Source organism: Pseudomonas sp. Sample_22 (assembly GCF_004307635.1).
Lineage (GTDB): Bacteria > Pseudomonadota > Gammaproteobacteria > Pseudomonadales > Pseudomonadaceae > Aquipseudomonas.
Genome location: NZ_RCNY01000056.1, coordinates 44949 through 69800 on the forward strand (window position 1 = coordinate 44949; position 24852 = coordinate 69800).

Sequence of the window (24852 nt, forward strand, 5' to 3'; positions counted from 1 at the left end):
TGAAGGATATGAAGCCATGCGCTTTTCCGATCTGACTCAACGTATCGCCGGGGACGGCGCTGCCGCCTGGGATATTCATTATCGCGCTTTGGCACTGCGCGAGCAGGGTGAAGACATCCTGCTGCTGTCCGTGGGCGACCCGGATTTCGACACGCCGCAGCCCATCGTGCAGGGCGCCATCGACAGTTTGCTCAACGGCAACACTCACTACGCCGAGGTGCGCGGCAAGCGTGCCCTGCGTGAAGCCATCGCCAGGCGCCATCAGCAACGTAGCGGGCAACGCGTTTCTGCCGATCAGGTCACGGTGCTGGCCGGTGCGCAGTGTGCGCTGTTCGCCGTTGCCCAATGCGTACTGAACCCAGGCGATGAAGTGATCGTCGCCGAACCGATGTACGTCACTTACGAAGCGGTGTTCGGTGCCTGTGGCGCCGTGGTAGTGCCCGTACCCGTGCGTTCGGAGAACGGCTTTCGCGTGTTGCCCGAAGACGTTGCCGCACGCATCACCCCGCGTACCCGTGCGTTGGCGCTCAACAGCCCGCACAACCCGTCGGGCGCAAGCTTGCCGCGCAGCACCTGGCAAGCGCTGGCCGAGCTGTGCATCGGCCATGACCTGTGGCTGATTTCCGATGAGGTCTACAGCGAACTGCTGTTTGAAGGCGAGCATGTCAGCCCGGCGAGTCTGCCGGGCATGGCCGAGCGCACCGCGACCCTCAACAGCCTGTCGAAATCCCACGCCATGACCGGCTGGCGCGTCGGCTGGGTGGTGGCGCCGCCGTCACTGACCGCGCACCTGGAAAACTTGGCGCTGTGCATGCTCTACGGTTCGCCGGACTTTATTCAAGACGCCGCGGTGATCGCGCTCGACAGTGACTTGCCTGAGCTGCACGCCATGCGTGAGGCCTATCGCCAGCGCCGCGACCTGGTGTGCGACATCCTCGGCAGATGCCCCGGCGTACGGGCGTTGAAGCCCGATGGCGGAATGTTCGTGATGGTGGATATCCGCGAAACCGGGCTCAGTGCCCAGGCATTTGCCGATCGCTTGCTGGATCGCCACGGCGTTTCGGTGCTGGCCGGTGAAGCTTTCGGCCCGAGCGCGGCCGGGCATATTCGTCTCGGCCTGGTGGTCGGCGCCGAACCGTTGCGCGATGCCTGTCAGCGCATCGCCCGTTGTGCCCAGGAACTGATGGAGGCCCAGGTTGATGCTTAACCACAAGACATTGTTTATCGATGGCCGCTGGCAAACACCTTCGGGGCAAGGCGTGGCCGAGGTCATCAACCCGGCCACCGAGGAAGTCGCCGGCAGCGTGCCGTTGGGCGATGAGCGCGATGTCGACAACGCTGTGGCCGCGGCGCGCAAAGCCTTCGCGTCATGGTCGCGTACACCTGCCAGCGTTCGCGCCGGATACCTCCGTGCCTTGGCCGAACAACTGCGCAACCGCGCCGACGAAATGGCCGCGGTCATCACCGCCGAACTGGGCATGCCGGTGCAATGGTGCCGCTCGGTGCAAGTGGACGGGCCGATCATCGGCCTTGAGCAGTACATCGAGCTGACGCACTTGATGGACGAAGTGCGCGAAGTCGGCAACTCGCTGGTGATTCGCGAGGCGGTCGGTGTCTGCGCCTTTATCAATCCATGGAATTACCCGCTGCATCAACTGATCGGCAAGCTGGCCCCGGCACTGGCTGCTGGCTGCACGGTGGTGGTCAAGCCGAGTCAGGAAACGCCGCTGCACGCGTTTTTGCTGGCGCAAATGATCGAAGCCATTGGCCTGCCGGCCGGGGTGTTCAATCTGGTCAGCGGGCCGGGTTCGAAGGTTGGTGAAGCACTGGCCAAGCACCCGGATGTCGACATGGTGTCGTTCACCGGTTCTACCGGCGCAGGCGTTCGTGTGGCACAGGCGGCAGCGCCTTCAGTGAAACGGGTGTGTCTGGAGCTGGGTGGCAAGTCGCCGCTGCTGATCGCCGAAGACGCCGACCTGGCCGCAGCGGTTCGTTATGGCGTGCAGGACGTGATGATCAACTCCGGTCAAACCTGCACGGCTCTGACCCGCATGCTGCTGCCAGCCAGTCGCTACGCCGAAGCGCTGGAGCTTGCGCTGGCCGAAACCCTGAGCCTGAAAATGGGCGATCCGCTCGACCCGTACAGTTTTCTCGGGCCGATGTGTTCGGCGGGGCAACGTCGCACCGTGCTCGATTACATCAAGGTCGGGCAACAGGAAGGTGCGCGGCTGTTGTGCAGTGGTGATACGCCGTCAGCATTTGAACGGGGTTTCTACGTCAGCCCGACGCTGTTCGCCGATGTCGACAACCGCATGCGCATCGCCCAGGAAGAAATCTTCGGCCCGGTGCTGTGCCTGATTCCCTATGCCGATGAAGCGCAAGCCATCCAGATCGCCAACGACTCGCCGTTCGGCCTGTCCAGTGGCGTGTGGGCCGGCAGCGCCGAGCGTGCCTTGCATCTGGGGCGGCAAATGCGTGCGGGCCAATGCTTCCTCAACGGCGCGGCGTTCAACTATCAGGCGCCGTTCGGCGGTTACAAACAATCGGGCAATGGTCGGGAGTGGGGGGAAGAAGGACTGAACGAATTTGTCGAAGTGAAGGCGATCCAGGTGTGACCGTTGGCGATTCAAACGTTGTACGCACCGGGCCTTGGTCCGGTGTTTTGCGTTGTTTTGAATGGGTATTCCGTTAGCTTTTGATCAGGGGCAATCCAATGAGCGATAACAAAAACAAGATTACTCAAGCGAACCATGAATTCAGCTTCCCGCGTCGCGACTTCTTGAGGTACAGCGCCGCGGCGGCTGCCGTAGCCGGGGCGTTCTCCATGGGCCTGCCGTTTGGCGCCATGGCGGCGCAGGCGACGCCGAAACCCGGTGGTGTATTGCGCCTGGGCCTGGCCGGTGGCAGCACCACCGATTCGAAAGACCCCGGCTCCTGGGTCGATACCTTCACCTTCGTCGGGTTCTCGGCGATCTATAACACCCTGACCGAGATTGCCGTCGACGGCACGGCGATCCCCGAACTGGCCGAAAGCTGGACCTCGAGCCCGGACGCACGGGTCTGGACGTTCAAATTGCGCCAGGGCGTGACCTTCCACAATGGCAAGACCCTGACCGCCGACGATGTGGTCGCCTCGATCCAGCATCACCTCGGGGAAAAATCCAGCTCGGCGGCCAAAACCGTGCTGGGCGATGTGGCCAAGGTCAGTGCCAACGGCAGCGACAGCGTGGTGTTCGAACTCAAATCAGGCAACGCCGATTTCACCTACGTGGTTGCCGATTACCATCTGGTGATCATGCCGAGCAAGGACGGCGTGCCGGACTGGCAGGCCGCTGTCGGTACCGGCGGTTATCGTTTGAAGGATTTCGAACCGGGCGTGCGCATGACCCTGGAACGCAGCCCGGATTACTGGAAGGCAGGGCGGGCACACTTCGCCGGCGCCGAGCTGATTGCGATTGGCGATGGCGCGGCGCGAATCAACGCACTGGTCACCGGGCAAGTGGACGTGATCAACAAGGTCGACTTGAAAACCGTGGCATTGCTCAAGCGCAACCCGAACCTGGTGATCGAGGAAACCAAAGGCGCGCAGCACTACACCTTCCCGATGCTCACCGACAGCCAGGTGTTTCAGAACAATGACGTGCGCCTGGCAATGAAGCATGCGATCAACCGCGAAACCTTGTTGGCCTCGGTGCTGTACGGCTACGGCCTGGTCGGCAACGACCATCCGATCCAGCCTGGTAGCCGCTTCATCAACACCGCACTGGAGCAGCGCACCTACGATCCGGATAAGTCGCGCTTCTACCTGAAAAAGGCCGGCCTGGATTCGCTCAAGGTGCGCCTGCAAGCCTCCGACGCGGCGTATACCGGCGCTGTCGACGCATCCGTGTTGTTCAAGGAACAGGCCCGTGCAGCCGGGATCGACATCGATGTGGTGCGTGAACCGGCCGACGGCTTTTTCACCAACGTGTGGATGAAGCAGCCGTTTACCACCTCGTTCTGGTACAGCAGCCTGACCGCCGACCGCATGTTCAGCATCGGTTACGCCAAAGGCGCAGCGTGGAACGAAACCCACTGGGACAACCCGCGATTCAATCAACTGCTGAATGCCGCCCGTGGCGAGATGAACGAACCGCTGCGCCGCGAGATGTACAACGAAATGCAGGGCCTGTGCCGCGATGAGGGCGGGGCGATTGTGCCGTTGTTCGCCAGTTCGGTGGCAGCGCGATCCAACCGTGTCGCGCACGGCGGGCAGACAGCGCCGTATGGCGAACTGGATGGCTTGCGGGTGATCGAGCGGTGGTGGCAGGCATAACGAAATAATCGATGCGATGAAAACCCGTGTGGGAGCTGGCTTGCCAGCGATGGCGTTGGCACGGTCAACATTGATGTTGCATGACCTGCCGCTATCGCTGGCAAGCCAGCTCCCACATCGGACATTTGCAGTCTTCACAGGCGTGCCCAAATTCAAGGAACTGCACGATGAGAAGTATTTTCAAGCTGTTGGGGCAACGTTTGGCCCTGGGCCTGTTATCGCTGTTCGCTGTATCGGTGATCATCTTCCTGGCTGTCGGCCTGCTCCCGGGGGACATCGCCCAAGCCATGCTCGGCCAGTCCGCCACTCCGGAAACCGTGGCGGCTTACCGCGCGCAATTGGGCCTGGACCTGCCGCCGCTGACCCGTTTCGGGCATTGGATCTGGCAATTGCTGCAGGGCGATCTCGGCGTGTCACTGGCCAACCAGCGACCCATCGCTGACCTGGTCGGTTCGCGCCTGGGCAACACCTTCAGCCTCGCATTGCTGGCGGCGCTGGTATCGGTGCCACTGGCGTTGCTGCTGGGCATGCTCGCGGCGTTGTATCGCAATAGCTGGTTTGATCGCTTGCTCAATACCTCGGCGTTGAGCGCTGTGTCGTTCCCCGAGTTCTTCGTCGCCTACATCCTGATTCTGCTGTTCGCGGTCAAGCTCAACTGGTTCCCGAGCATCTCCAACCTGTCGCCGGACGCCTCCCTCGGCACAGTGCTGGAACGTTCGGTGCTGCCAGTGGCGACCCTGAGCCTGGTGGTGATCGCGCAGATGATGCGCATGACTCGCGCATCCCTGATCAATTTGCTGGCCAGCCCCTACATCGAAATGGCCCGGCTCAAGGGCATCAGCCAATCGCGGATCATCTTTCGCCATGCCTTGCCCAACGCCCTGGCGCCGATCGTCAACGTCGTCGCGTTGAACCTGGCGTACCTGGTGGTCGGTGTGGTGGTGGTCGAGGTGGTGTTTGTCTATCCGGGGCTCGGTCAGTTATTGGTGGACTCGGTGGCCAAGCGCGACATTCCGGTGGTACAGGCCTGCAGCCTGATCTTTGCCGCGACGTACATCCTGCTCAACACCAGCGCCGATGTGCTGTCGATCGCGAGCAATCCACGCCTGATGCATCCGAAGGGGTAGTTCATGAACCTGTTCAAACAATTGATCCGGGCGCCGCTGAGCGCGAAATTCGGGCTGCTGGTGATTGTGCTGTACATCCTCGTGGCGTTGTTCGCGCCGCTGCTTGCACCGTTCGGTGAAACCCAGGTCGTGGGCGAGGGCTTCGCACCCTGGGGCGGGCAGTTCCTGTTGGGCACCGATAACCTGGGGCGTGACATGTTCAGCCGTCTGGTCTACGGCGCCCGCAACACCCTGGGCATTGCCTTCCTGACCACGCTGCTGGCGTTCTTGCTTGGTGGTTCGTGCGGGTTGGTTGCAGCGATCAAGGGTGGCTGGATCGATCAGGGTTTGTCGCGGGTCGTGGATATCCTGATGGCGATTCCGCAATTGATCTTCGCCTTGCTGATCCTCAGCGTGGTCGGCACCACGGCGACCTCGCTGGTGCTGGTGATTGCCCTGCTGGATGCGACCCGGGTGTTTCGCCTGTCACGGGCGGTGGCGATGAACGTGGTGGTGCAAGACTTCGTCGAAGCCGCACGCTTGCGGGGGGAAGGCCTGTACTGGCTGGTGACCCGTGAAGTGCTACCCAATGCCGCAGCGCCACTGATTGCCGAGTTCGGCCTGCGCTTCTGTTTCGTGTTCCTGTTCATCAGTGCCTTGTCGTTCCTCGGCCTGGGCATTCAACCGCCCACCGCCGACTGGGGCAGCATGGTGCGCGACAACGCCGTGCTGATCACCTTCGGCGACATCAGCCCGCTGCTGCCCGCCCTGGCCGTGGCGTTGATCACGGTCAGCGTCAACTTCGTCGTCGACTGGATGCTGCACAAGTCCAGCGGCCTAAAGGAGTGCTGAACATGACGACGTCCAAACCATTGCTGGAAATCCGCGACCTGCAGATCGAAGGTCACTACGAAGACGCGTGGCATCCGCTGATCAAGGGCATCGACCTGACGTTGCAACGCGGCGAGGTCCTGGGACTGATCGGTGAGTCCGGCGCGGGTAAGTCGACCCTCGGGCTGGCGGCCATGGGCTACACCCGTGACGGCTGCCGGATCACTGGAGGCTCGGTGCATTTCGACGGCATCGACATGCTCAAGGCCAAACCCGAAGCCCTGCGCAAGCTGCGCGGTTTGCGCATCGCTTATGTAGCGCAAAGTGCGGCGGCCTCGTTCAATCCTGCCCATCGGCTGATTGACCAGCACGTTGAAACCGCCGTGACAAACGGGGGTATGAGCCGAGATCAGGCCATGGCCGAAGCTATTGAGCTGTATCGCGTGCTGCGTCTGCCCAGTCCGGAAACCATCGGCCAGCGCTATCCGCATCAAGTGTCGGGTGGGCAGTTGCAGCGCGTGATGACCGCCATGGCCATGGCTTGCCATCCGGACCTGATCATCTTCGACGAACCGACCACCGCGCTGGACGTCACCACCCAGATCGAAGTGCTCGCGGCGATACGCGATGCGGTGAAGACCTACGGCAGCGCGGCGATCTACATCAGCCACGATCTTGCGGTGGTCGCACAAATGGCCGACCGCATCATGGTGCTGCGTCACGGCAAACGGGTGGAAGAGGCCGTGACCCGCAAGATGCTCGGCGACCCGCAGGAGGACTACACCAAATCGTTGTGGGCGGTGCGCAGTTTCCGCACTGACCCCAAGGCGTGTCCACAGCAGGAACAGCCGCTGCTTGAACTGCGTAAGAGTTGCGCCAGTTACGGACATCAACCGGTGCTGCATGACGTTTCGTTGCAGCTGTATCGCGGCCAGACCCTGGCGGTGATCGGCGAATCCGGTAGCGGCAAAAGCTCTACGGCTCGGTTGATCACCGGTTTGCTGCCGCCCACCTATGGCGAGGTGCTGTATGACGGCCAGCCACTGCCGGCGGACTTTCGCCAGCGCAGCAAAGAGCAACTGCGGCGCATCCAGATGATCTATCAGATCCCGGATACCGCACTGAATCCACGTCAGCGCATTGTCGACATCATCGGCCGGCCCCTGACGTTTTATCTGGGGCTCAAAGGCAAAGCGATGCGCGCACGGGTCGCCGAGTTGCTGGAAATGATCGAACTGGACCCGGCGACCTTCATGGAGCGCCAGCCCCGGGAGTTGTCCGGAGGGCAGAAGCAACGGATCTGCATTGCCAGGGCATTGGCGGCCGATCCGCAATTGATCATCTGCGATGAAGTGACGTCCGCCCTCGATCAATTGGTGGCCGAAGGTGTGCTCAAGCTGCTCAACCGCATTCAGCAACAACTCGGCGTCGCCTACCTGTTCATCACCCATGACGTTGCCACCGTGCGGGCGATTGCCGATCACGTGCTGGTGATGCAGCGGGGCAGGGTGGTCGACCAAGGCACGCGCAGCCAGATCTTCACGCCGCCGCACGAGGACTACACCGGACTGCTGTTTTCTTCCGAACCGCAAATGGACCCGGACTGGCTCGACCGTTTGCTGGCGAGCCGCACCAAGAATTCAAACCCTACGCTGGAAAAAGTCTAAGGAACCACCATGAAAGTATTGATCGTCCACGCTCACCCGGAGCCAAAATCCTTCACCGCCGCCCTGCGTGATCAAGCGCTGGCCACCCTCGAAGCCCAGGGCCATGAAGTGCAGGTCAGCGACCTGTACAAAATGAACTGGAACCCAGTGGCCAGCGACGCTGACTTCTCGTCGCGGGAAAACCCGCAATACCTGGTCTACGCCCTGGAACAACGCCTGGGCGTGAAAAGCCAGTCCCTGGCGCCGGACATCCAGGCCGAGCTGGACAAACTGCTGTGGGCCGACCTGCTGATCCTCAACTTCCCGATCTTCTGGTTCTCCGCCCCGGCCATGCTCAAAGGCTGGATCGACCGGGTGCTGGTGTCGGGCATTTGTTACGGCGGCAAGCGTTTCTACGATCAGGGTGGTTTGGCAGGCAAGAAAGCGCTGGTGGCGGTGACCCTTGGCGGGCGTGAACACATGTTCGGTGATGGCGCCATTCACGGACCGCTGGAGGACATGTTGCGGCCGATCCTGCGCGGCACCCTGGCTTATGTGGGTTTCGATGTGCTGCAGCCGTTCGTGGCGTGGCATGTGCCGTATATCAGCGAAGAGGCTCGCCAGCAGTTTCTGGCTGATTACGGGCAGAGGTTGCAGCATTTGAATGATGAGCAGCCGCTGGTGTTTCCGAAACTGGCGCAGTTTGACGAACGGCTCTATCCGTTGACGAGCAACTGAATCCGTCGATGCCTCGCTGACCGTTCAACGTCCGGGGCAGGAGCGGGCCGGGGGGTGAACTACACTGTTTCTACTTCACCCAGCCCGACTCCTGTCGGAGGTCAACATGAAACGCTTGTCACCGATCGGCCTGTGCGTTGCCTTGTGTTTTTTCAGTGTCCAGGGATGGGCGCAGACGGTGACGCCGTTGAAAGGCCAGAGTTCGCAGCAGACTCAAATGGATATCACCGAGTGCAATAACATTGCCGCCAGCCAGACGGCGTCGACCTCATCGACGCCCTCCGGAGGTCGGGTCAAGGGCGCCGTGGCCGGTGCGGCTGCCGGGGCTGCGGGTGCGCAGGTGCGCGGGCGGCAGCACGACGAGTTTTATGATCGCGTCGACGACGACACCAAACAGGATTACCGCCAGAACCGCGCCAAGGAAACCGCAGCGGCCGGTGCCGTGGTCGGTGGCTCGCGCCAGCGTCAGGAGCGACGCGCGCAGGAGAAGACCAACACCGCGAACACGGCGACGGCTTATACCAGTTGCCTGCAAGGCAAGGGTTATCAAGTCAATCCCTGAGAATCGCCGGTTGCTATGGAGCAGTGGCGGCATCCGCTCGGGTTGGTTTTTGCCGCTGTTCAAGTAAATGAACCATCAAGCACGCATACAGCGTTACGCCGATGAACAGCGCCATGCGCACGGCAAATGCGGTCTGTACGTCCTTGCCTTCTGCACTGTCCTGAACAGATTGGCCCAGCAGGATGATCAGGGTCAGCAGGCTGTTGAGCCAGAATCCCGGGCTAAAGCGGCCCGATTTCAACCCGTAGAGCTTGCGCGCGACGATCAGGGCGAACAACAGCATCCACAAGAAGAACATCCACAAGTGGGCGAACAGGCTGAGCGCCCACCAGAACATCACGGCCAACAGCCCCCCGAGCAGGGTCGATCCGATCAGCTCGCGTGCGGCGTTTCGCGCCGAGGTCGTCGAACTCTGTTGCCCCAGGTTGACCGCCTTGAGGACGATGGGCAGGTAACTTGCCGGATCAATCAAAGCGAGCAGGAATGCCGGAACCACGATCAAGGTGGCGCGCAAGGCGATTCGGTCCACTTCGCTCGTCGGGAGGGTTGGGGAAGGGGGCTGAGCCGGTGCGTTGACCGGTTCGGGGAACAGCCAGTGACTGAACATGCCGACGATCACTGCCAGAAGCAGTCCCGAGACCATGGCCGTGATGACCATGACTGCCAGGCCAAAATCGGCAACACCCGCCGAGGAAATCAGGGTCAGGCAAATCACCAGAAACGTGACGATCAGGTTATTGCCGCCCCGCAAGCCGAAGCGAAAAACCAGGAACAGGCACAGGCCGATCAACAGCACCCCGGTGTTGGGGTAGTAACGCAGTACCGGGATCAACAACAGGCCGGTGCCGGTGGTCAGCATTGCAGCCAGCGCCAATACCACTGCTGTCTTGAACGGTAGCGGCCGATTGGCGGAAGCGAGCAGCAGTGCACAGAGCACCGGGGCTAAAAAAGGGATCGGCAGTGCCAGGCCAAAACTGGCGGCCAGGCATACCGACGTGCCAGTGGCCAGGCGCAATGCACGCTGAGCCCTGGGCGTGCGCTGTGCGCTAGTAAACATACGACAGCCAACTCATCAGCCGCAGGAACACCCGACCCAGCGGGTTCAGCAGATTATCTTCAGAGGGAAAAGCCATGACTTCCGCCTGGCCGCCAGCGCGGATGCCGCGGTTGTCACGCAGCTTCGCCAGGGCGTCAGGGGAAAACTCGATGATCACCGGGAAGCGTTGCGCGGGACGCAGCCAGTCGCGGCTGTTCTGCACGGTCGGCAGGCTGCCGGGCGCGGCGGGTTGGCCAACGCTGACGCCGTAACCGATGCTGCGTATGCGCCCCTCGAACACTTCACCGGGCAGGGCATCGAGCACAATCGACACCGGGTTTTCGGGCTTGACCAGACCGAGGTTGTTTTCAGTCATGTCGGCGCTGATCCATACATCGTGGATGGCTATCAGGGTCATGACCGGGTTGCCGGCTGCGGCGAATTGGCCGACATCGGTGCGCAGGTCAGTGATCAAACCGGCCGAACGGGCGCGGATCTGCGTGTTGGAAAGATCCAGTTCAGCTTTTGACAATGCCGTCGCGGCGCTACGCAGCAGGGCGTTGTCTTCCGCGCTGCCACCCTCCGTTTCACGGGCGCGCTGGACCTCGGCGCGGGCGGCGGCCACCTGGCTGACCGCCGCTTCGCGGTTGGCGCGGGAAACTTCCAGCAAACGCACGGAAATGGTTCCCGGGTCCTCTCGATACAACCCTTCCAAGCGCTGATTGTCCTGGCGCGCCTTGAGCTCGTTGGCTTGCGCCGCACGCAAGCTGGCCTGGGCCGAAGCAATGCCGGCGGTACTGGCGCCGATCTGCCGGCGGGTGGATTCGAGGTCGGCGCGGGCACGGTCGACGGCAATCTGATACGGCTGCGGATCGATCTCGAAAATCACTTCCCCGGCCTTGACGTCCTGGTTGTTGCGCACATTGACGCGGGTTACCCGCCCCGCGACTTCCGCCGCCACCGGAATCACGAACGCACCGACCCGTGCCTGTTGCGTATAGGGCGTGAATCGGTCTGCCAGCAGGTACCACGCAAGGCTCAGGACGATCAGCAACAAAACCCACTTGATGCCTTTGCCAGTCGGGTCGGCAGCCGGTTCGGCGGGCGGCGGGGAGGGCGCGTCGGGCGTCACGGGCGCGGCTTCACTCATGGTTTTTCACCTGGTCGGGCAAAGGGGATACGGGAAGGTCGGCAGAGGGATCAGTCAGCAAGTCGCCCCAGTCCGTGCGTTGCTCCATCTGCTTGCGCGTCGTGGAGTCGACTCTGGCTTGGGCGCTGTACCAACCGCCGCCGAGTGCCTTGTACAGGGCAATCACGTTGCTCACGGCATCGCCGCGACTGAGCAGGTAACTGTCCTGGAGTTCGAGCAGTGCGCGCTGTGCATCGAGTACGCGCTGGAAGTCCGAATAGCCTTCGCGATACAGCGCGTTGGCCAGCTCCAATGAACGTTTGGCCGCGCCTTCGGCCTCACGCAGGATGCGTTCGCGCTGCAATGCGCGAACCAGTCCATTGGCCGCATCATCGGCCTCGCGCGCGGCCTGGCGGACTTTGTCGCGGTAGGCCTCGATCAATTGCTGCAACCGCGCATCCTGCACGCGCACGTTGTTGCTGATACGGCCATAGTCGAACACGTTCCAACGCAGGCTTGGGCCGCCAATCAGGTCGAGACTGCGGGATGTCCCGCTCAAGGTATCGGCAGACCAGACGATACTGCCCAGCAACGTCAACGACGGGTAGAAATCGGTTTCGGCCACGCCGATCAATGCCGATTGGGCGGCGACATTCAGTTCTGCGGCGCGTATGTCCGGGCGACGCAGCAGCAGATTGGCCGGGACGTCCTGCAGCACCGCACGGTCCACCAACGGAATCAACCCAGTGTTCTCGGCCATCAGCGGCAGCGCCCCGGGTGGACGACCAATCAACACCGCCAGGGCATTGCGGATTCGACCGATCTGATCCTCAAGAACGGGGATTGTGCTCAAGGTGCCCAGGTATTGGGTCTTGGCTTGTTGCAAGTCGAGTTCAGCCGTCTGGCCACTCATGAACAGTTTTTCCGTGATCTCGTAATTGCGCTGTTGCTGGCGGGCGTTTTCCCGAGCCACACGCAAACGCGCTTCGGTAGTGCGCAGGGAAAAATAGGTATCGGCAACCTGAGCCCGGAGCAATACCAGCGCATCTTCATAATTGGCTTCGGCAGCGAAGTAACTGGCATCGGAAGACTCGATGGCGCGGCTGAAACGGCCCCAGAAATCCAATTCCCAGCCCACATCGAAGCCGGCGCTGTGCTGCCAGAAATGGCTGTCGACAGGGTTATTGCCGCCGGACTGCCGCCGGTTGACGTAAAGGCTGTCAACGCTGACCTGCTGCAGTTGCGGATAGAGACCGCTTTGGGCAATGCCCAATTGTGCGCGAGCTTCCATGACGCGCAACCCGGCGATCTTCAGGCTGGCGTTGTGCGCATCGGATTCGGCAATCAACTGGTCCAGCGCCGGGTCGGCGAACACTTGCCACCACTGGCGGATGTCCGGATTCACTGCACGTTGGCTGGCGTGCTCAAGGGCCGGGGTGTTCCAGTGATCGATCCACGTTTCGCCGGGCGATTGAAAGTCCGGCCCCAACCGCACGCAACCGCCAAGGACAAGCACGGCAGACAGCAGCAGCTGGAGGGTACCTGAATGCATTACGCGTTTTCCGACCAAGAACATCACAGCAGCATAGACGCCCGGGCGCCTGCCGCTGTGTTTCAACGTCACGCGGCGTAAAAACGCCACCACTGTCGCAAAAACGACCTGTTTACGCTGAACGCGAACCGCCACGACTTTTCTGTTGAACGAGTGTTCAGCCTGGTCTATGTTCGTTCCACCTTCTTTCCCGGCTGGTTGCGGGCTTGCGTTTCTTCTATTTGAACGAGGCACTGGCATGCGGTTTTCACCTTTTGTTGAGCGGATCTCAGGTCAAGGTGTCGCTGCCTGGGATATTCACAATGCGGCGTTCGAAGCCCGCCGCAATGGTGAGGATGTGATCATTCTCAGTGTCGGCGACCCGGATTTCCCAACCCCCGATTTCATTACCGATGCCGCCATCCAGGCGTTGCGCGAAGGGGATACCCACTACACCGAAATCGCCGGCCGCCAGGCGTTGCGCGAAGTCATCGCCGCGCGCTACGGCAATCTGTTCGGGCGTCAGTTGCAGGCGGCAAATGTGATCACCGTGGCCGGTGCGCAGAACGCCTTGTTCGTCACCTCGATGTGCCTGCTCAGTGCGGGGGACGAAGTGATTGCCCTCGATCCGATGTACGTGACCTACGAAGCTACGCTCAAGGCTTCTGGCGCCACCCTGGTGCGGGTACCGTGCTCGGCGATGGATGATTTCCGTCTCGACGCTGCCGTATTGGCAAAAGCCATTACTCCACGAACCCGGGCGATTTTCCTGTCCAACCCCAACAATCCCACCGGCGTGATGCTCAATCGCGAAGAGCTGCAAGCCATCGCAGACCTGGCGATCGCTCATGACCTGTGGGTGGTCGTCGATGAGGTCTACGAGAGCCTGGCTTTCGAACGCGAGCACCTGAGCCTGGCAGCGCTGCCGGGCATGGCCGAGCGTTGCGTGGTCATTGGCAGCCTGTCGAAATCCCACGCCATGACCGGTTGGCGGATCGGCTGGATCGTTGCCGACCCCGCCCTGATCGCGCATGCCGAAACCCTGGTCCTGAGCATGCTCTACGGCTTGCCGGGGTTCGTCATGGAAGCCGCGCTCAAGGCTGTCGAGGCCCACGCTGAAGTGACCCACGGCATGCGCGACATCTATCGCCGCCGCCGTGATCTGGTGGTGAACGGGCTGTCCGATTGCCCGGGCATTTCAGTGCTCAAACCCGATGCCGGCATGTTCGTGCTGGTGGACGTGCGTGGCACTGGCCTGACTTCGCTGGAATTTGCCTGGCGCCTGTTGCGGGAGGCGAGGGTATCGGTGCTGGACGCGGCGGCTTTCGGCGAACCGGCCCAAGGCTTTGTGCGCCTGTCCTTCACTTTGGCTGAAGAGCGGCTGGCCGAGGCTTGCCAGCGCATTCGGGATTTCGTCCTGGTATTGAAGGGCGAAGCGCCGCGACCCGTGATCACGTGTGTCGCGACCGAGGCAAAGGTCGAACCCGTCGCGGCGCGGACCATGATCGAGGTCGAGAAACTGCACAAGCGCTTCGGCAATATCGAAGTGCTCAAAGGCGTGTCCCTGACCGCCCGTGAAGGGGAAGTGATTTCACTGATTGGCGCCAGCGGCTCGGGCAAAAGTACCTTGCTGCGTTGCATCAACATGCTCGAAGTGCCGGACCAGGGGCGCATTCTGGTGGACGGCGAAAGCATTCACCTCAATCACACCCGCCCCGGCGCGCCGCTCATTTGCGACGCCAGGCAACTGGTGCGCATTCGGTCCAGCCTGGGCATGGTGTTCCAGAATTTCAACCTCTGGCCCCATCGTACGGTGCTGGAGAACCTCATCGAAGCGCCGACCCAAGTCCTGCGCGAAAGCAAAGCGGAGGCCACCGAACGCGCCGAAGCCTTGCTCGAACGCGTAGGGCTGGCGGCCAAGCGCAACGAGTACCCGGCGTTCCTTTCCGGGGGACAGCAACAACGGGTGGCCATCGCCCGGGCCTTGGCCATGCGGCCCAAGGTCATGCTGTTCGATGAACCTACCTCGGCACTCGACCCGGAATTGGTCGGGGAAGTGCTGCGGGTGATCCGCTCCCTCGCCGAAGAAGGCCGGACCATGATCCTGGTGACCCATGAAATGGCCTTCGCACGCGATGTCTCTTCCAAAGTCGCCTTCTTGCATCAAGGCCTGATCGAGGAAACCGGTTCGCCGGACGAAGTGTTCGTACACCCACGCAGCGAGCGTTGCCGGCAGTTCGTCAACGCTCATCAAACTCGCTAACGCCACATAAAAAGACGGGAAAACACCATGGGAAATCGACGTTTTGCACACTGGTTGACTGGCGCCGCCTGCGTATTGCTGGCCGGCATGAGCGCAGCTCAGGCACAGCCCATTCGCTTTGCAGTCGCCGCGGAACCTTATCCGCCGTACACCGAAAAACAGGCCAACGGTGAATGGAAAGGTTTTGAGGTCGACTTGATTCACAAGCTGTGCAGCGAAATGAAGGCCGAGTGCGAGATCAAGGAAGTGGCGTGGGACGGGATCATTCCATCGTTGTTGGCGAAGAAAATCGACGTGATTTTCTCCTCGATGTCGGTGACCGAAGAGCGCGAAAAACAGATCGCATTCAGCAAAGCCTATTACGACTCGGTGGTCGCGGTGGTGGGGCCGAAGGACGCCGTCGTCAAAAAGTACCCGGATGACCTCAAAGGAAAAACCATCGGCGTGCAGAACTCGACAGTCAGTGCGAGCTACCTGAAGACCTACTACGAAAAAATTGCTGACGTGAAGTACTACGACACCCAGGACTCGGTGAACGCCGACCTGCTCGCTGGCCGCATCGACCTGATGATGGCCGACGGCACGGCCATGGCTGCTTTCGTCAAGACCCCGGATGCCAAAGACCTGGCCTACCTCGGCGCGGTGCCATACGACCCGATCTTCGGCAAAGGCGTGGGCGCCGGTCTGCGCAAGGACGACACCGAGCTCAAGAGCAAACTCGACAAGGCGATCCAGGAGTTGCTGGCGAGCAAGGACTATGACGACTTGTCCCAGCGCTACTTCGGTACAAGCGTGAAGCCGACGTTCTGACCAACCGGGCGCATATAGAACCCTGTGGGAGCTGGCTTGCCGGCGATTGACGCGACGCGGTGTGCCTGACGTACCGCCTTCGCTGGCAAGCCAGCTCCCACAAAGGCTATGCGGTGCGTTCACGGTTGTTACGGGAGACTGAAATGCCTGCAATGTTCGATTTGATCAATTTCAGCGAGCAAGGGTGGGGCGGGGCGCTGCTCAAGGGGCTCTGGATGACCCTGCAGATCTCGGCCGGAGCATTCGTGCTCGGGCTGGGGATCGGCTTGCTGGTGGCCTGCCTCAAGTTGGGTGCGCCGAAACCGATTGCAGCACTGGCTCGCGGTTACACCACATTGTTCCGCGCGGTGCCGGAGCTGTTGCTGATTCTGTTGCTGTACTACATGGGTTCGATGCTGCTCAACTCGCTGATGACCTCGCTGGGTTACGAGGTGGTCAATGTCAGCGGCCCGTTGGCGGCGATCGTGGTGCTGGGACTGGTGCAGGGTGCCTACGCCTCGGAGATTTTCCGTGCGGCGATCCAGGCGATTCCCTATGGCCAGATCGAAGCAGGCAAAGCCTTCGGCTTGCACGGTTTTGGCCTGTTCCGGCGTGTCACGTTGCCAATCATGGCCCCTTACGCAATGGCGGGGATGGCCAACCTGTGGATCAACCTGATCAAGGACAGCGCCCTGATCAGCGTGGTCGGCACCAACGAGTTGCTGTACACCGCCAAGCAAGCGGCGGGTTCGACGCGTCACTATCTGTTGTTCTACCTCACGGCCGCGGCGTTGTATTACGCGGTGACGCTGGTGTCGAACTACCTGTCGGGACGGTTGGAGCGGCGTATTCGTCGCTGGATGCCTCTTGTTGACTAAACCGGCTGAGTAAATGAAATGATTCCAGCGTGGACAGTTGAATACGCATCGCTGTTGATCAGGGGGCTGCAAACGACCCTCATGATTCTGTTGATTGCCAGTGTGCTGGGTTTCTTGCTGGCGATTTTGGTAGCGCTGGCGCGAATCTCGAAGAACACAGTGATCGCCAGGGTCAGCCTGTTTTACACCAGCGTGACCCGCGGCACGCCGCTGCTGATTCAGATTTACATCTTCTACTACGGACTCGGCAGCCTGTTTGCGCAGTTCCCGCTGATTCGCGGCAGTTTTCTCTGGCCGTACCTGCGCGATGGTTACTGGTACATCGTGTTTGCCCTGGTGGTGTCGGTTGGCGCCTATGTCGGCGAAGTGATCCGCGGCGGTCTGTTGGCCGTCCCGAAGGGTGAGATGGAAGCAGCCTCGGCGTTTGGCATGACGGCTCGCCAGGCACTGTTGCGCGTGCGGCTGCCGCGGGCCTTGCGTTTGCTGTTGCCGACCCTGGCCGGGGAAACCGTGATGCTGCTCAAGTCCACGGCGCTGGCCTCGACCATCGCGGTCATCGATCTGCTGGGGGCGGCCAACGTGGTTCGGGCGCAAACCCTGCAAGTCTACGAACCGTTGCTGCTGGTGGCCGGTGTCTACGTCTGTCTGACGTTCCTGATCGAAGCCTTGTTTGCCTTTTTCGAGCGCCGGGGAACGCCGGTACGCAGGTCCGCATGATGAACAAACCGTTGGTTGACCGCTCGCTGCAAGGCATCGGCCTGTGCACTTTGGGCTACGCGTTCCTGTCGTTGCAGGACGCCGGCATCAAGTGGCTGGTGGCCGACTATTCGGTGGTCAGCATTTTGTTCTGGCGAGCCTTGGTGGTTGCGGTTGCGTGCTTGCTGATCGGGCGTTTGTCGCTGGTGCGCCGTGCGTGGCAGTCGTCCAGTCGCCGCTTGCTGGTCGTGCGCGGGTTGCTGTCGATCGCTGCGTGGCTGCTGTATTACACGGCAGCCCGGGACCTGACGCTCGCGGAAATGACCACGTTGTATTTTTCGGCGCCGATCATGGTCACGGTGCTGGCGACTACGATACTCAAGGAACGCGTCAGCGGTTGGCAGTGGTTTACCTTGCTCATCGGTTTTGTCGGCGTGGTGATTGCTTGTCGCCCCAACAATCTGGCCGATCCGCTGCCGATTGTGCTGACGCTGTTGGCGGCGATGTGCTGGGCATTCACCTATATCCAGCTGCGCCAGGTGGATGACCAGACCTCGGTGCTGGAGCAGATGCTGATCACCAACGTGGTGTTCGTCATTTGCATGGCGGTGGCATTGCCCTGGACCCATACGCCAGCGCCGACCCCGGCCTGGCTAGGCATGCTGGGAGCGGGCCTGTTGGGCGGCATCGGCCAGTTCCTGCTGTTCGCCAGTTTCCAGCGCGCCACCGCGACGGTATTGGCACCCTTCGAGTACACGGGATTGATCTGGGCGTTCCTGCTGTCGAGCCTGATCTGGGGCACGCTGATGGATGTGTCGTTGATGATCGGCGCCGGTTTGATCGCGGTCAGTGGCACCCTGGCGATGATTTTCGGCCGGCATCCCTCACAGGACGTCGTCGGTGCTGAATGCTCCGTGTCGCAACCCCTTTATCCAGCAGCGGCAGATGTGGAACCCGTTGACCAGGCTGAAAAAATACGTTCATGACAGAGGGGAAGGGCATGGCGCAGGACGTTTCATTCAGCGTTCTTAACAACAATGGTGACGCGGTGCAGGTCGGTGCCTGGCGTTTCGAAGGCGACAATACCGGGCCGAAGGTGCACTTGCAGGCTGGGGTGCATGCCGATGAAATTGCCGGAATGCTGGTCTTGCACGTATTGATGCAACGACTTGCAGTGGCCGAGGCCGAGAGCCGACTGAAGGGCAGCGTGACCGTGGTGCCACAGGCCAATCCCCTGGGCATCGGCCAGTTTCGCCAAGGTCGGATTCTGGGGCGCTTTCACGATGCTACCGGCCATAATTTCAACCGGGGCTTCGATCAATCAGCCGCGATGGAACAACCGGCTACGAATGTCCAGCAATGGCAAAAGAAACTGGTAGAACTGGCCGCGTCGGCAGACGTGGTGCTTGATCTGCATACCGATGACGAAGCACTTCCCTATCTCTACGTGCATCGCAGTTTCTGGCCCCGAGGTCACGAACTGGCGACAGCGATGAAGATGGACGTGGCAATCATCTGGGACAATGGCGGCGATGGCTCATTCGAAGAAACCGTCATCGCACCGTGGTTGCGCGAAGGTACGACGCACGGTCGTATGGCCGCTACCCTGGAGCTGCGAGGGCAGGGCGACGTCAACGACCGGTACGCCACGCAAGACGCCGATGGCCTGTACGCCTGGCTGTGTGGCTACGGAATTATCGACGAAGTGACCGCACTGGCCGAATGGCCTGTTGAGGTCAGGGACATGGCGCAGATGGAGACCATTCTCGCGCCACAATCGGGCGTACTGATCTTTGAAAAAGAACTGGGTGATGTCGTGGAGCAAGGCCAGCGGTTTGCGCGAATCCTGCGCCGGCCGGGAGATCCGTCTTCGCAAGTCGTCTTGTTGGCCGAACAAACCGGGCGCATGGTCACGCGTTATCGCGATCGCCTGATCCCGCAAGGCGCGGTAGTGGCCAAATTCACCGGTAGCTGTGTTTCACGCAACTGGAGCGGCGGGTTGCTGGATCCGAACTGAGCGTGGAAGGGATGAATTTTATAACTACGCTAAATGCCTGTTTAGTCGAGTTAATCGCCGATTGTCGGCGAAAACACGTAAATACAAGCCAAAAAAACGTTAGGAGTGTGCGACGGACTCAGCCGGACAATTGATCGTGGCGCTCGAACTGACACTACGCCAGATGCAGCGAATACCATCGACGTTTCGCTCCGACAATCAAGCCATACCGACCAACAGGGACGGCTCACGATATTGCGGATGGCTGAAGATTCGCCCACAGGACATTTTCCCCCAACCAGTCAGGCGTGATGCATTACTACCATTTGGGTGACGCCATCGAGTACTCACTGATTTTCCCAGCCGGCACATTGAAAACGCAACGACGTTGTTGCCGGGTGGAGTTTGCAAATGCACATAGCTGGCGGAATCTGGAAAGCGTCATCGGCTGATGACGGGCTCATCAGGATTCGGTCTGGCCAGCGAAGCCATTTCGCCAGGGCTTGATTTTTGCCGATATGGAAATCGTCAGCCAACAAAAACTGGTAGAGCAATTTTCAGAACAACTGCAGTTGATTGATACGCTGGCAATTCGATGAGTATTCCTTGGGACGATTAGAGCGTTGAAATCCCTGTGCAACGAGCCTGCTTCTGAAATATCATGTTGCGCATAATGTATATTATGTTAAACCAGATGCTATGTTAGAAATGTTCATGAGACTCTTAAGGCACTGATTCGACAAACCCGGTTCTGCCGTCCACTCTCTCAACGGGCCATGTACTTCGTGTTCATGGCGCGTCATTGTATGAGGTGGCTGCCGATGAAGCTGATTCAGTGCCGTTACGCTTCTGGTCAGCGTGTACCGCTGCTCGTGCAGACCGGAGATGCGGCGCCGTTGCCCAAGCTCGTTCCGTTCATCTATGTCCAGCTCAAGCTCAGGCATCGTGCATTTAACACTACCGCAGCGCACCTACGTGCTATCCAGGCTTTCTATGCCTATGCCAGAAGCCGAGATCTGGATATCGATGAGGCCATCTTGGCCTGCCAGTTTGAGGCGATTCTGTCTTTACTAGACGGCTACGCCATCTGGCTCCAAAGCGGCCGTCAAGCGGACAATCTGGTCGCGCGAATCGGCAAAGCTGAAACGGTAGCTTTCCGCAGATCGATCCGCGTACCCGTGACCAGTACCTGCGGTTGCTGAAACAGTTCCTGTCCTGGTGCGTCACTCGTTACATCCGCGCGCCCGTCATAACTCAACCACCCTGGCTCACATCGAAGTTGTATTTGCAGATGTCGCCGACGTCATTGAGCGGCGCTTTGAGAGCCATATCATCAATGTTCGTCCCGACCGCACTCGTTACCGCAGCCTGACAGATACGCAACTCCAGATCATTCGCAAATTGATTGTCCCGGGCGCTGCGGAGAATCCGTTTCCGGAACGACTGCAGTTGCGCAATTGGCTAATGATTAAATTGCTGCTGGAGACTGGTATTCGCCGCGTAGAGCTTCTGAAGCTCTACGCCACGGACATCAATCAGGGTTCTCAGCATGCTTATCTCAGCATCAATGACCGCGAACATGACCCAAGTGACCCGCACGCTGAAGAGCCTGCACTGAAAACACACGGGCGGACTGTAGGTATCTCCACACAGTTGTATGAGGTCTACGAGCGCTATATCCAGAGCGAGCGTCGCCCATTGCGTGATGGAAAATCGATGAAATTGCTGTATCGCTATTTGTTCATCTCTGACCGAGGCCGCCCGTTGTCGATTCGCGCACTGTCTAACGTCCTAGATCGGCTATTTCTGACCATTGAACTGGCTCATCCTGGGTTGTTGCCTACACTCTCTGCGCATGACTTTCGCCACACCTTCGCAGACCGTTTCTTGGCCTATCTGGTCGAAACACGCGGTAATGATTTGGAGCGGGCTACGGATGAACTCCGGCGGGTATGCGGCTGGTCCGATGCCTCGACCATTCCACGACGCTATGCGAGTCGTTATCTAGCAGAGTCGGCCAATCGTCATAACGCCGAACGAGCCTCGGCAGCCTGGACCCGCCGTGAAAATTAAGGAGGTTTGCTTGTCTAAATCCGCCGGTCGAGGTCACCCTTCACCCGCCTTCTCTTTAGCTGCTTATGTGTTTCAGGGCCCGGCCCAAGTTGCCATTCGAACACGTACCAATGACCAGCCACGCTATGTCAAATACCCGGTTGAATGTGTGGACATGGTACGACGGTGGGGTCGCACTGAAAATTGATTGGGCCGAGCTTGACTTAACTCCAGAGTTTAATGAAATAGCTAAAGGCTTTATGGCATACGCGCTGGAAAAGTATGCTCCCCAGACAGCGTTCATGTTTGTAAGGTCTCTTGCCTATTTATCAGGTACCAACCTCGCCCGTCACTTTCCTTGGGATCATCAAAATTTAATCGCGCAATTAGATGGATTCAAACGTTCAAGACATAATCTTATCGGGTTCCGCAGGCTCTATCGCTGGGGAGTTGATAGAAACCGGTGTCTGTTGCCTCCAGTTTGACAAGCAGGATCAAAACATCCAGCTGATGAAGTTATCGGCCCCAGCCCGGCCCTTGCATTTTGGGGCAATCAATTTTGTCCATGTCTCGCTTATACCCGGGGCCGATGGTGGAGTAGTGCTGGCGCACCCGACGTTGAAGTTCGAAACTGTAGTGGGTATCGGGCTCCCCGCCGTCAAAAGTCCTTAAAAACCTAAGAACTGATCAAAAAGGGATCGTCAGCTTCACCCTGTACGCATTACCTTCTGCACGGTTACGAACCTGGGTCTCCTGCTCCCACTTGGCTGTTAAAAACCAGCCCTTTTCGCTCGTGTATTTCACAGAAGGGCCGATCGCTATCGTCCTCCCTTTATTGTCTTCGACACGATCACCGTCTTGCCGGTCGTCTGTGGTCTGTTGGAGTATGTAACCGCCCACACCGACTACCCAGCCATTACCCAAGCCCCAACCCACTGCATAATCTGCATGCAGCTCCTGGCCCGAACGGTAGTCGGTAGCCTTATTGCGCAGGTTGAAGTCATACATGGTTTTCACATCGACGTTGAGCCCGTTCGGGTCGATATAGGACACCGCCACCACCGGTTCAACCACCCAATAATTGCGCCCGATATTGGCCAGGTCTCCGCGATCGTAGTCACCTGATGGCGCAATAAAATCCAGGGCGACAATGCTGTGCAGCTTTTCGCTGTGATGAAAGCCCAGCGCCGGTCCGAAGATGATGTCGCCCAACCCCTGTTTACTTTGCGACTGGCCGTTGAGCTCAACCTTGAGGTCCACCAGTGGCACAATTCCAGCGGCTTGCGCAGAAGCAGTGGCACCGCCGGCCCCCATGGCCACACCGACGTTGGCCGCTGCCAGTGCGGGAGCGTCGTTGATGCCGTCGCCAACCATCAGCGTGCTGGCACGCAGGCAACCTTGCTCAACAGCACGCACTTTTTCTTCTGGGGTCAACCCGGCACGCAGTTCATCAATCCCGGCAGACAGCGCAATCATCTGCGCGGTTTCCAGCCGATCGCCGGTGAGCATGACGATCTTTTCGATACCTCTGTTGCGCAGTCGACGCAAAGTCTGCGGGGTTTCGCGCCGAACGTTGTCCGAGAAAACGAGCAGGCCGGCGAGTTTTCCATCCACGTCAATGAAGCTTCCGCTGCACGCCAGGTAATCCATGTGGCGCAGCATGGCTGAGGCCCATTCGGTTGCAGGGTTGTCGTCATCAGCAAAAGACAACGTACCGAAACGCACCTGCACGCCATCGACGCGCCCACAAAGCCCCGAGCCCGGGTTTTCCTCTACGTCCTGCGGCACGCAGAGGGGCAATTGGCGCTGATGCGCCGCTTCGACAATGGCCTGGGAGATGGGATGAGTCGAGGCTTGCGCCAGCGAAGCCGCCAGGCCTAGCAGGCGTTGCGGATCGCCGAGTCCATTGATCTCTATCGACTGCAGGCGGGCATGGCCGCTGGTCAGCGTGCCGGTCTTGTCGAGAAATACCTGTTTTACCCCGGCCAGTGCTTCCAGCGTCGCGCCATCCTTGATCAGGATCCCGCGCCGTGCCGCCCTCGAAATGCCAGACATGATGGAAATGGGTACCGCCAGGATCAACGGGCAAGGTGTAGCCACCACCAGCACCGCCAATGCTCGCAAGGGATCACCACTCACTTGCCAGGCCACTGCGGCAATCAGCAACGTCAGCGGTATGAAATACAACGCATAGCGGTCAGCCAATCGCACAAAAGGAGCACGCGAACGGCGCGCGGCCTCGGCCAGCCGGACAATGCCGGCATAGGTGCTTTGCGCTGACGTTCTTGTGGCCGCGAGCAGGAAGGGTGCACCCACATTGGATACCCCACTGGGCAGTAACTCTCCCTCCTGATGGGTGACCGGTAACGACTCCCCGCTCAGTGCCGACTCGTCCAGTATGGCTGCCGCACTCAGAAGGCAGCCGTCGACTGGCACGACCTCTCCCAGCCGTACCAGAATTGTTTGATGTGGCTGGATTTGCTCGACAGGGATCTGGCGTAAGCCGCCCTCCTCCTGCAACCAGGCCGTCCGTGGCGCGCGGTCGACGAGGGCTCGCAGTTCGCGTTCGGCGCGCTGTGTGGTGAAAAATTCCAACGTCCGCCCGGATGCCAGCATCAAGGCGATCACCGCCGCGACCAATGTCTGCTGGAACAGCAGCGCAGCGACTATCGACAGCAATGCGATCAAGTCGACACCTGCCTCCCCTCGAGCCAGTCGCCGGGCAAACTCGACGAGCAGGATCACCGCCATCACCACGCTTCCTGCAGCCCAGCATAGTGATGCCCAGTCAGGTTTCTGCCCAAGGTGCGCAGCGCCCCCCACCAGCAACGTCAAGGCGGTGAGCAACAACAGCGCTGGGTCTGGCCATTTACTGAGCATCGAAGCGAGTACCTGAAAAAACGATTGGCGTTGCACATACCGCCGGTGGCTTGAACGTGAGGGTGACATCAACGACTCAAGTCAGCGACGCCTCTGCAGAGCTTAGGTCTGGAATGCCTGACGTGTCCGATGGGGCTCATTGATTGAAGTTGAACACAAGCCGAGTGAAGGCGGCATATGGAAAAAACAGGTGTGTGCCCTCTTTCTGATTTAAATCAAACACGCTTGGGTCGTTCAGGAGAAATTAGAGACAGTCGTTGCGTCATCAGATTCGATGCCTGCACACCTCGCGTCAGGCGCAGAGTGCCATGACCACGCAATTACAAGGTGCAGCCCTTGGGCCTTCGCTCTGTTCTTTCAAAGTGGATCGACAGATGTGATGCCGGCAGCCACCTTCATCTAAG

Annotated in this window: 21 protein-coding genes; 17 read left to right on the forward strand and 4 right to left on the reverse strand. The window is 60.0% G+C overall.

Annotated elements, in window-relative coordinates; translation table 11 throughout:
* The first annotated feature begins 16 nt into the window (after window positions 1–16).
* The 8 genes from D8U73_RS14205 to D8U73_RS14240 all read left to right on the forward strand — a co-directional run bounded on the left by D8U73_RS14205 (window position 17) and on the right by D8U73_RS14240 (window position 9198).
* Complete coding sequence (locus D8U73_RS14205) at window positions 17–1207, forward strand: aminotransferase class I/II-fold pyridoxal phosphate-dependent enzyme (protein WP_130904825.1); 1191 nt, start codon at window positions 17–19, stop codon at window positions 1205–1207.
* Entirely contained in the window at window positions 1200–2615 is a 1416-nt protein-coding gene (locus D8U73_RS14210) for an aldehyde dehydrogenase family protein (RefSeq protein ID WP_130904826.1), read from the forward strand. Before D8U73_RS14205 ends, D8U73_RS14210 begins: the two co-directional genes overlap by 8 nt.
* Before the next feature lie 98 nt (window positions 2616–2713).
* Window positions 2714–4315, forward strand: a complete 1602-nt coding sequence (locus D8U73_RS14215; protein WP_130904827.1) for an ABC transporter substrate-binding protein — start codon at window positions 2714–2716, stop codon at window positions 4313–4315.
* Between the two features lie 167 nt (window positions 4316–4482).
* Entirely contained in the window at window positions 4483–5442 is a 960-nt protein-coding gene (locus tag D8U73_RS14220; RefSeq protein WP_056855312.1) for an ABC transporter permease, read from the forward strand.
* 3 nt (window positions 5443–5445) lie between these two features.
* On the forward strand, window positions 5446–6273 hold the full coding sequence (locus D8U73_RS14225) for an ABC transporter permease (protein WP_056855313.1): 828 nt from the start codon (window positions 5446–5448) through the stop codon (window positions 6271–6273).
* A gap of 2 nt (window positions 6274–6275) precedes the next feature.
* Entirely contained in the window at window positions 6276–7919 is a 1644-nt protein-coding gene (locus D8U73_RS14230) for an ABC transporter ATP-binding protein (protein ID WP_130904828.1), read from the forward strand.
* 9 nt (window positions 7920–7928) lie between these two features.
* On the forward strand, window positions 7929–8636 hold the full coding sequence (locus tag D8U73_RS14235) for an NAD(P)H-dependent oxidoreductase (RefSeq protein ID WP_130904829.1): 708 nt from the start codon (window positions 7929–7931) through the stop codon (window positions 8634–8636).
* 106 nt (window positions 8637–8742) lie between these two features.
* Window positions 8743–9198: a YMGG-like glycine zipper-containing protein gene (locus D8U73_RS14240; protein WP_056855317.1), complete on the forward strand. Its 456-nt coding sequence runs from the start codon at window positions 8743–8745 to the stop codon at window positions 9196–9198.
* Between the two features lie 13 nt (window positions 9199–9211).
* Here D8U73_RS14240 and D8U73_RS14245 read toward each other — a convergent pair whose 3' ends face one another.
* The 3 genes from D8U73_RS14245 to D8U73_RS14255 are packed head-to-tail and all read right to left on the reverse strand — an operon-like array spanning window position 9212 to window position 12915.
* Complete coding sequence (locus D8U73_RS14245) at window positions 9212–10255, reverse strand: DUF2955 domain-containing protein (protein WP_130904830.1); 1044 nt, start codon at window positions 10253–10255, stop codon at window positions 9212–9214.
* A complete protein-coding gene (locus D8U73_RS14250; RefSeq protein WP_130904831.1) occupies window positions 10245–11384 on the reverse strand; it encodes an HlyD family secretion protein in 1140 nt (379 codons plus the stop codon). Before D8U73_RS14250 ends, D8U73_RS14245 begins: the two co-directional genes overlap by 11 nt.
* Window positions 11377–12915, reverse strand: a complete 1539-nt coding sequence (locus D8U73_RS14255) for a TolC family protein (RefSeq protein WP_056855586.1) — start codon at window positions 12913–12915, stop codon at window positions 11377–11379. Before D8U73_RS14255 ends, D8U73_RS14250 begins: the two co-directional genes overlap by 8 nt.
* A gap of 238 nt (window positions 12916–13153) precedes the next feature.
* Here D8U73_RS14255 and D8U73_RS29675 point away from each other — a divergent pair, with 238 nt between their 5' ends.
* The 9 genes from D8U73_RS29675 (at window position 13154) to D8U73_RS14295 (ending at window position 22053) form a co-directional block, all read left to right on the forward strand.
* A complete protein-coding gene (locus D8U73_RS29675; RefSeq protein WP_130904832.1) occupies window positions 13154–15157 on the forward strand; it encodes an aminotransferase class I/II-fold pyridoxal phosphate-dependent enzyme in 2004 nt (667 codons plus the stop codon).
* A 27-nt stretch (window positions 15158–15184) separates the two neighbouring features.
* The gene (locus D8U73_RS14265) at window positions 15185–15967 is read left to right on the forward strand and encodes a transporter substrate-binding domain-containing protein (RefSeq protein WP_130904833.1); all 783 of its coding nucleotides are present in this window, start codon (window positions 15185–15187) and stop codon (window positions 15965–15967) included.
* A 143-nt stretch (window positions 15968–16110) separates the two neighbouring features.
* Window positions 16111–16824, forward strand: a complete 714-nt coding sequence (locus tag D8U73_RS14270; RefSeq protein ID WP_056855322.1) for an ABC transporter permease subunit — start codon at window positions 16111–16113, stop codon at window positions 16822–16824.
* 18 nt (window positions 16825–16842) lie between these two features.
* A complete protein-coding gene (locus D8U73_RS14275; protein ID WP_056855323.1) occupies window positions 16843–17541 on the forward strand; it encodes an ABC transporter permease subunit in 699 nt (232 codons plus the stop codon).
* Window positions 17541–18506, forward strand: coding sequence for a DMT family transporter (locus tag D8U73_RS14280; RefSeq protein ID WP_130904834.1), 966 nt, complete (start codon window positions 17541–17543; stop codon window positions 18504–18506). The genes D8U73_RS14275 and D8U73_RS14280 overlap by 1 nt, the downstream gene beginning before the upstream one ends.
* A 14-nt stretch (window positions 18507–18520) precedes the next feature.
* Window positions 18521–19537 carry a succinylglutamate desuccinylase/aspartoacylase family protein gene (locus D8U73_RS14285; protein ID WP_130904835.1) on the forward strand — a complete coding sequence of 339 codons (1017 nt, stop codon included), beginning with the start codon at window positions 18521–18523 and terminating at the stop codon, window positions 19535–19537.
* A gap of 800 nt (window positions 19538–20337) precedes the next feature.
* A complete protein-coding gene (locus D8U73_RS29505) occupies window positions 20338–20718 on the forward strand; it encodes a hypothetical protein (protein WP_241668519.1) in 381 nt (126 codons plus the stop codon).
* Window positions 20719–20734: 16 nt separating this feature from the next.
* On the forward strand, window positions 20735–21589 hold the full coding sequence (locus D8U73_RS14290) for a site-specific integrase (protein ID WP_241668520.1): 855 nt from the start codon (window positions 20735–20737) through the stop codon (window positions 21587–21589).
* Between the two features lie 110 nt (window positions 21590–21699).
* Window positions 21700–22053: a hypothetical protein gene (locus tag D8U73_RS14295; RefSeq protein WP_130904836.1), complete on the forward strand. Its 354-nt coding sequence runs from the start codon at window positions 21700–21702 to the stop codon at window positions 22051–22053.
* 202 nt (window positions 22054–22255) lie between these two features.
* On the opposite strand, the gene D8U73_RS14300 is transcribed toward D8U73_RS14295, so the two are convergent.
* The gene (locus D8U73_RS14300) at window positions 22256–24448 is read right to left on the reverse strand and encodes a heavy metal translocating P-type ATPase (protein WP_130904837.1); all 2193 of its coding nucleotides are present in this window, start codon (window positions 24446–24448) and stop codon (window positions 22256–22258) included.
* Window positions 24449–24852: the final 404 nt, after the last annotated feature.

Excerpts from the sequence above, each read along its gene's own strand:
- D8U73_RS14240 (WP_056855317.1), top strand. The coding sequence starts at position 8,743 with ATGAAACGCTTGTCACCGATCGGCCTGTGCGTTGCCTTGTGTTTTTTC.
- D8U73_RS14270 (WP_056855322.1), top strand. The coding sequence starts at position 16,111 with ATGCCTGCAATGTTCGATTTGATCAATTTCAGCGAGCAAGGGTGGGGC.
- D8U73_RS14230 (WP_130904828.1), top strand. The coding sequence starts at position 6,276 with ATGACGACGTCCAAACCATTGCTGGAAATCCGCGACCTGCAGATCGAA.
- D8U73_RS14205 (WP_130904825.1), top strand. The coding sequence starts at position 17 with ATGCGCTTTTCCGATCTGACTCAACGTATCGCCGGGGACGGCGCTGCC.
- D8U73_RS14225 (WP_056855313.1), top strand. The coding sequence starts at position 5,446 with ATGAACCTGTTCAAACAATTGATCCGGGCGCCGCTGAGCGCGAAATTC.
- D8U73_RS14275 (WP_056855323.1), top strand. The coding sequence starts at position 16,843 with ATGATTCCAGCGTGGACAGTTGAATACGCATCGCTGTTGATCAGGGGG.
- D8U73_RS14265 (WP_130904833.1), top strand. The coding sequence starts at position 15,185 with ATGGGAAATCGACGTTTTGCACACTGGTTGACTGGCGCCGCCTGCGTA.
- D8U73_RS14295 (WP_130904836.1), top strand. The coding sequence starts at position 21,700 with ATGACCAGCCACGCTATGTCAAATACCCGGTTGAATGTGTGGACATGG.
- D8U73_RS14280 (WP_130904834.1), top strand. The coding sequence starts at position 17,541 with ATGAACAAACCGTTGGTTGACCGCTCGCTGCAAGGCATCGGCCTGTGC.
- D8U73_RS14245 (WP_130904830.1), bottom strand. The coding sequence starts at position 10,255 with ATGTTTACTAGCGCACAGCGCACGCCCAGGGCTCAGCGTGCATTGCGC.
- D8U73_RS14250 (WP_130904831.1), bottom strand. The coding sequence starts at position 11,384 with ATGAGTGAAGCCGCGCCCGTGACGCCCGACGCGCCCTCCCCGCCGCCC.
- D8U73_RS14300 (WP_130904837.1), bottom strand. The coding sequence starts at position 24,448 with ATGCTCAGTAAATGGCCAGACCCAGCGCTGTTGTTGCTCACCGCCTTG.
- D8U73_RS29505 (WP_241668519.1), top strand. The coding sequence starts at position 20,338 with ATGAAGCTGATTCAGTGCCGTTACGCTTCTGGTCAGCGTGTACCGCTG.
- D8U73_RS14235 (WP_130904829.1), top strand. The coding sequence starts at position 7,929 with ATGAAAGTATTGATCGTCCACGCTCACCCGGAGCCAAAATCCTTCACC.
- D8U73_RS14210 (WP_130904826.1), top strand. The coding sequence starts at position 1,200 with ATGCTTAACCACAAGACATTGTTTATCGATGGCCGCTGGCAAACACCT.
- D8U73_RS14215 (WP_130904827.1), top strand. The coding sequence starts at position 2,714 with ATGAGCGATAACAAAAACAAGATTACTCAAGCGAACCATGAATTCAGC.
- D8U73_RS14255 (WP_056855586.1), bottom strand. The coding sequence starts at position 12,915 with ATGCATTCAGGTACCCTCCAGCTGCTGCTGTCTGCCGTGCTTGTCCTT.
- D8U73_RS14285 (WP_130904835.1), top strand. The coding sequence starts at position 18,521 with ATGGCGCAGGACGTTTCATTCAGCGTTCTTAACAACAATGGTGACGCG.
- D8U73_RS14220 (WP_056855312.1), top strand. The coding sequence starts at position 4,483 with ATGAGAAGTATTTTCAAGCTGTTGGGGCAACGTTTGGCCCTGGGCCTG.
- D8U73_RS29675 (WP_130904832.1), top strand. The coding sequence starts at position 13,154 with ATGCGGTTTTCACCTTTTGTTGAGCGGATCTCAGGTCAAGGTGTCGCT.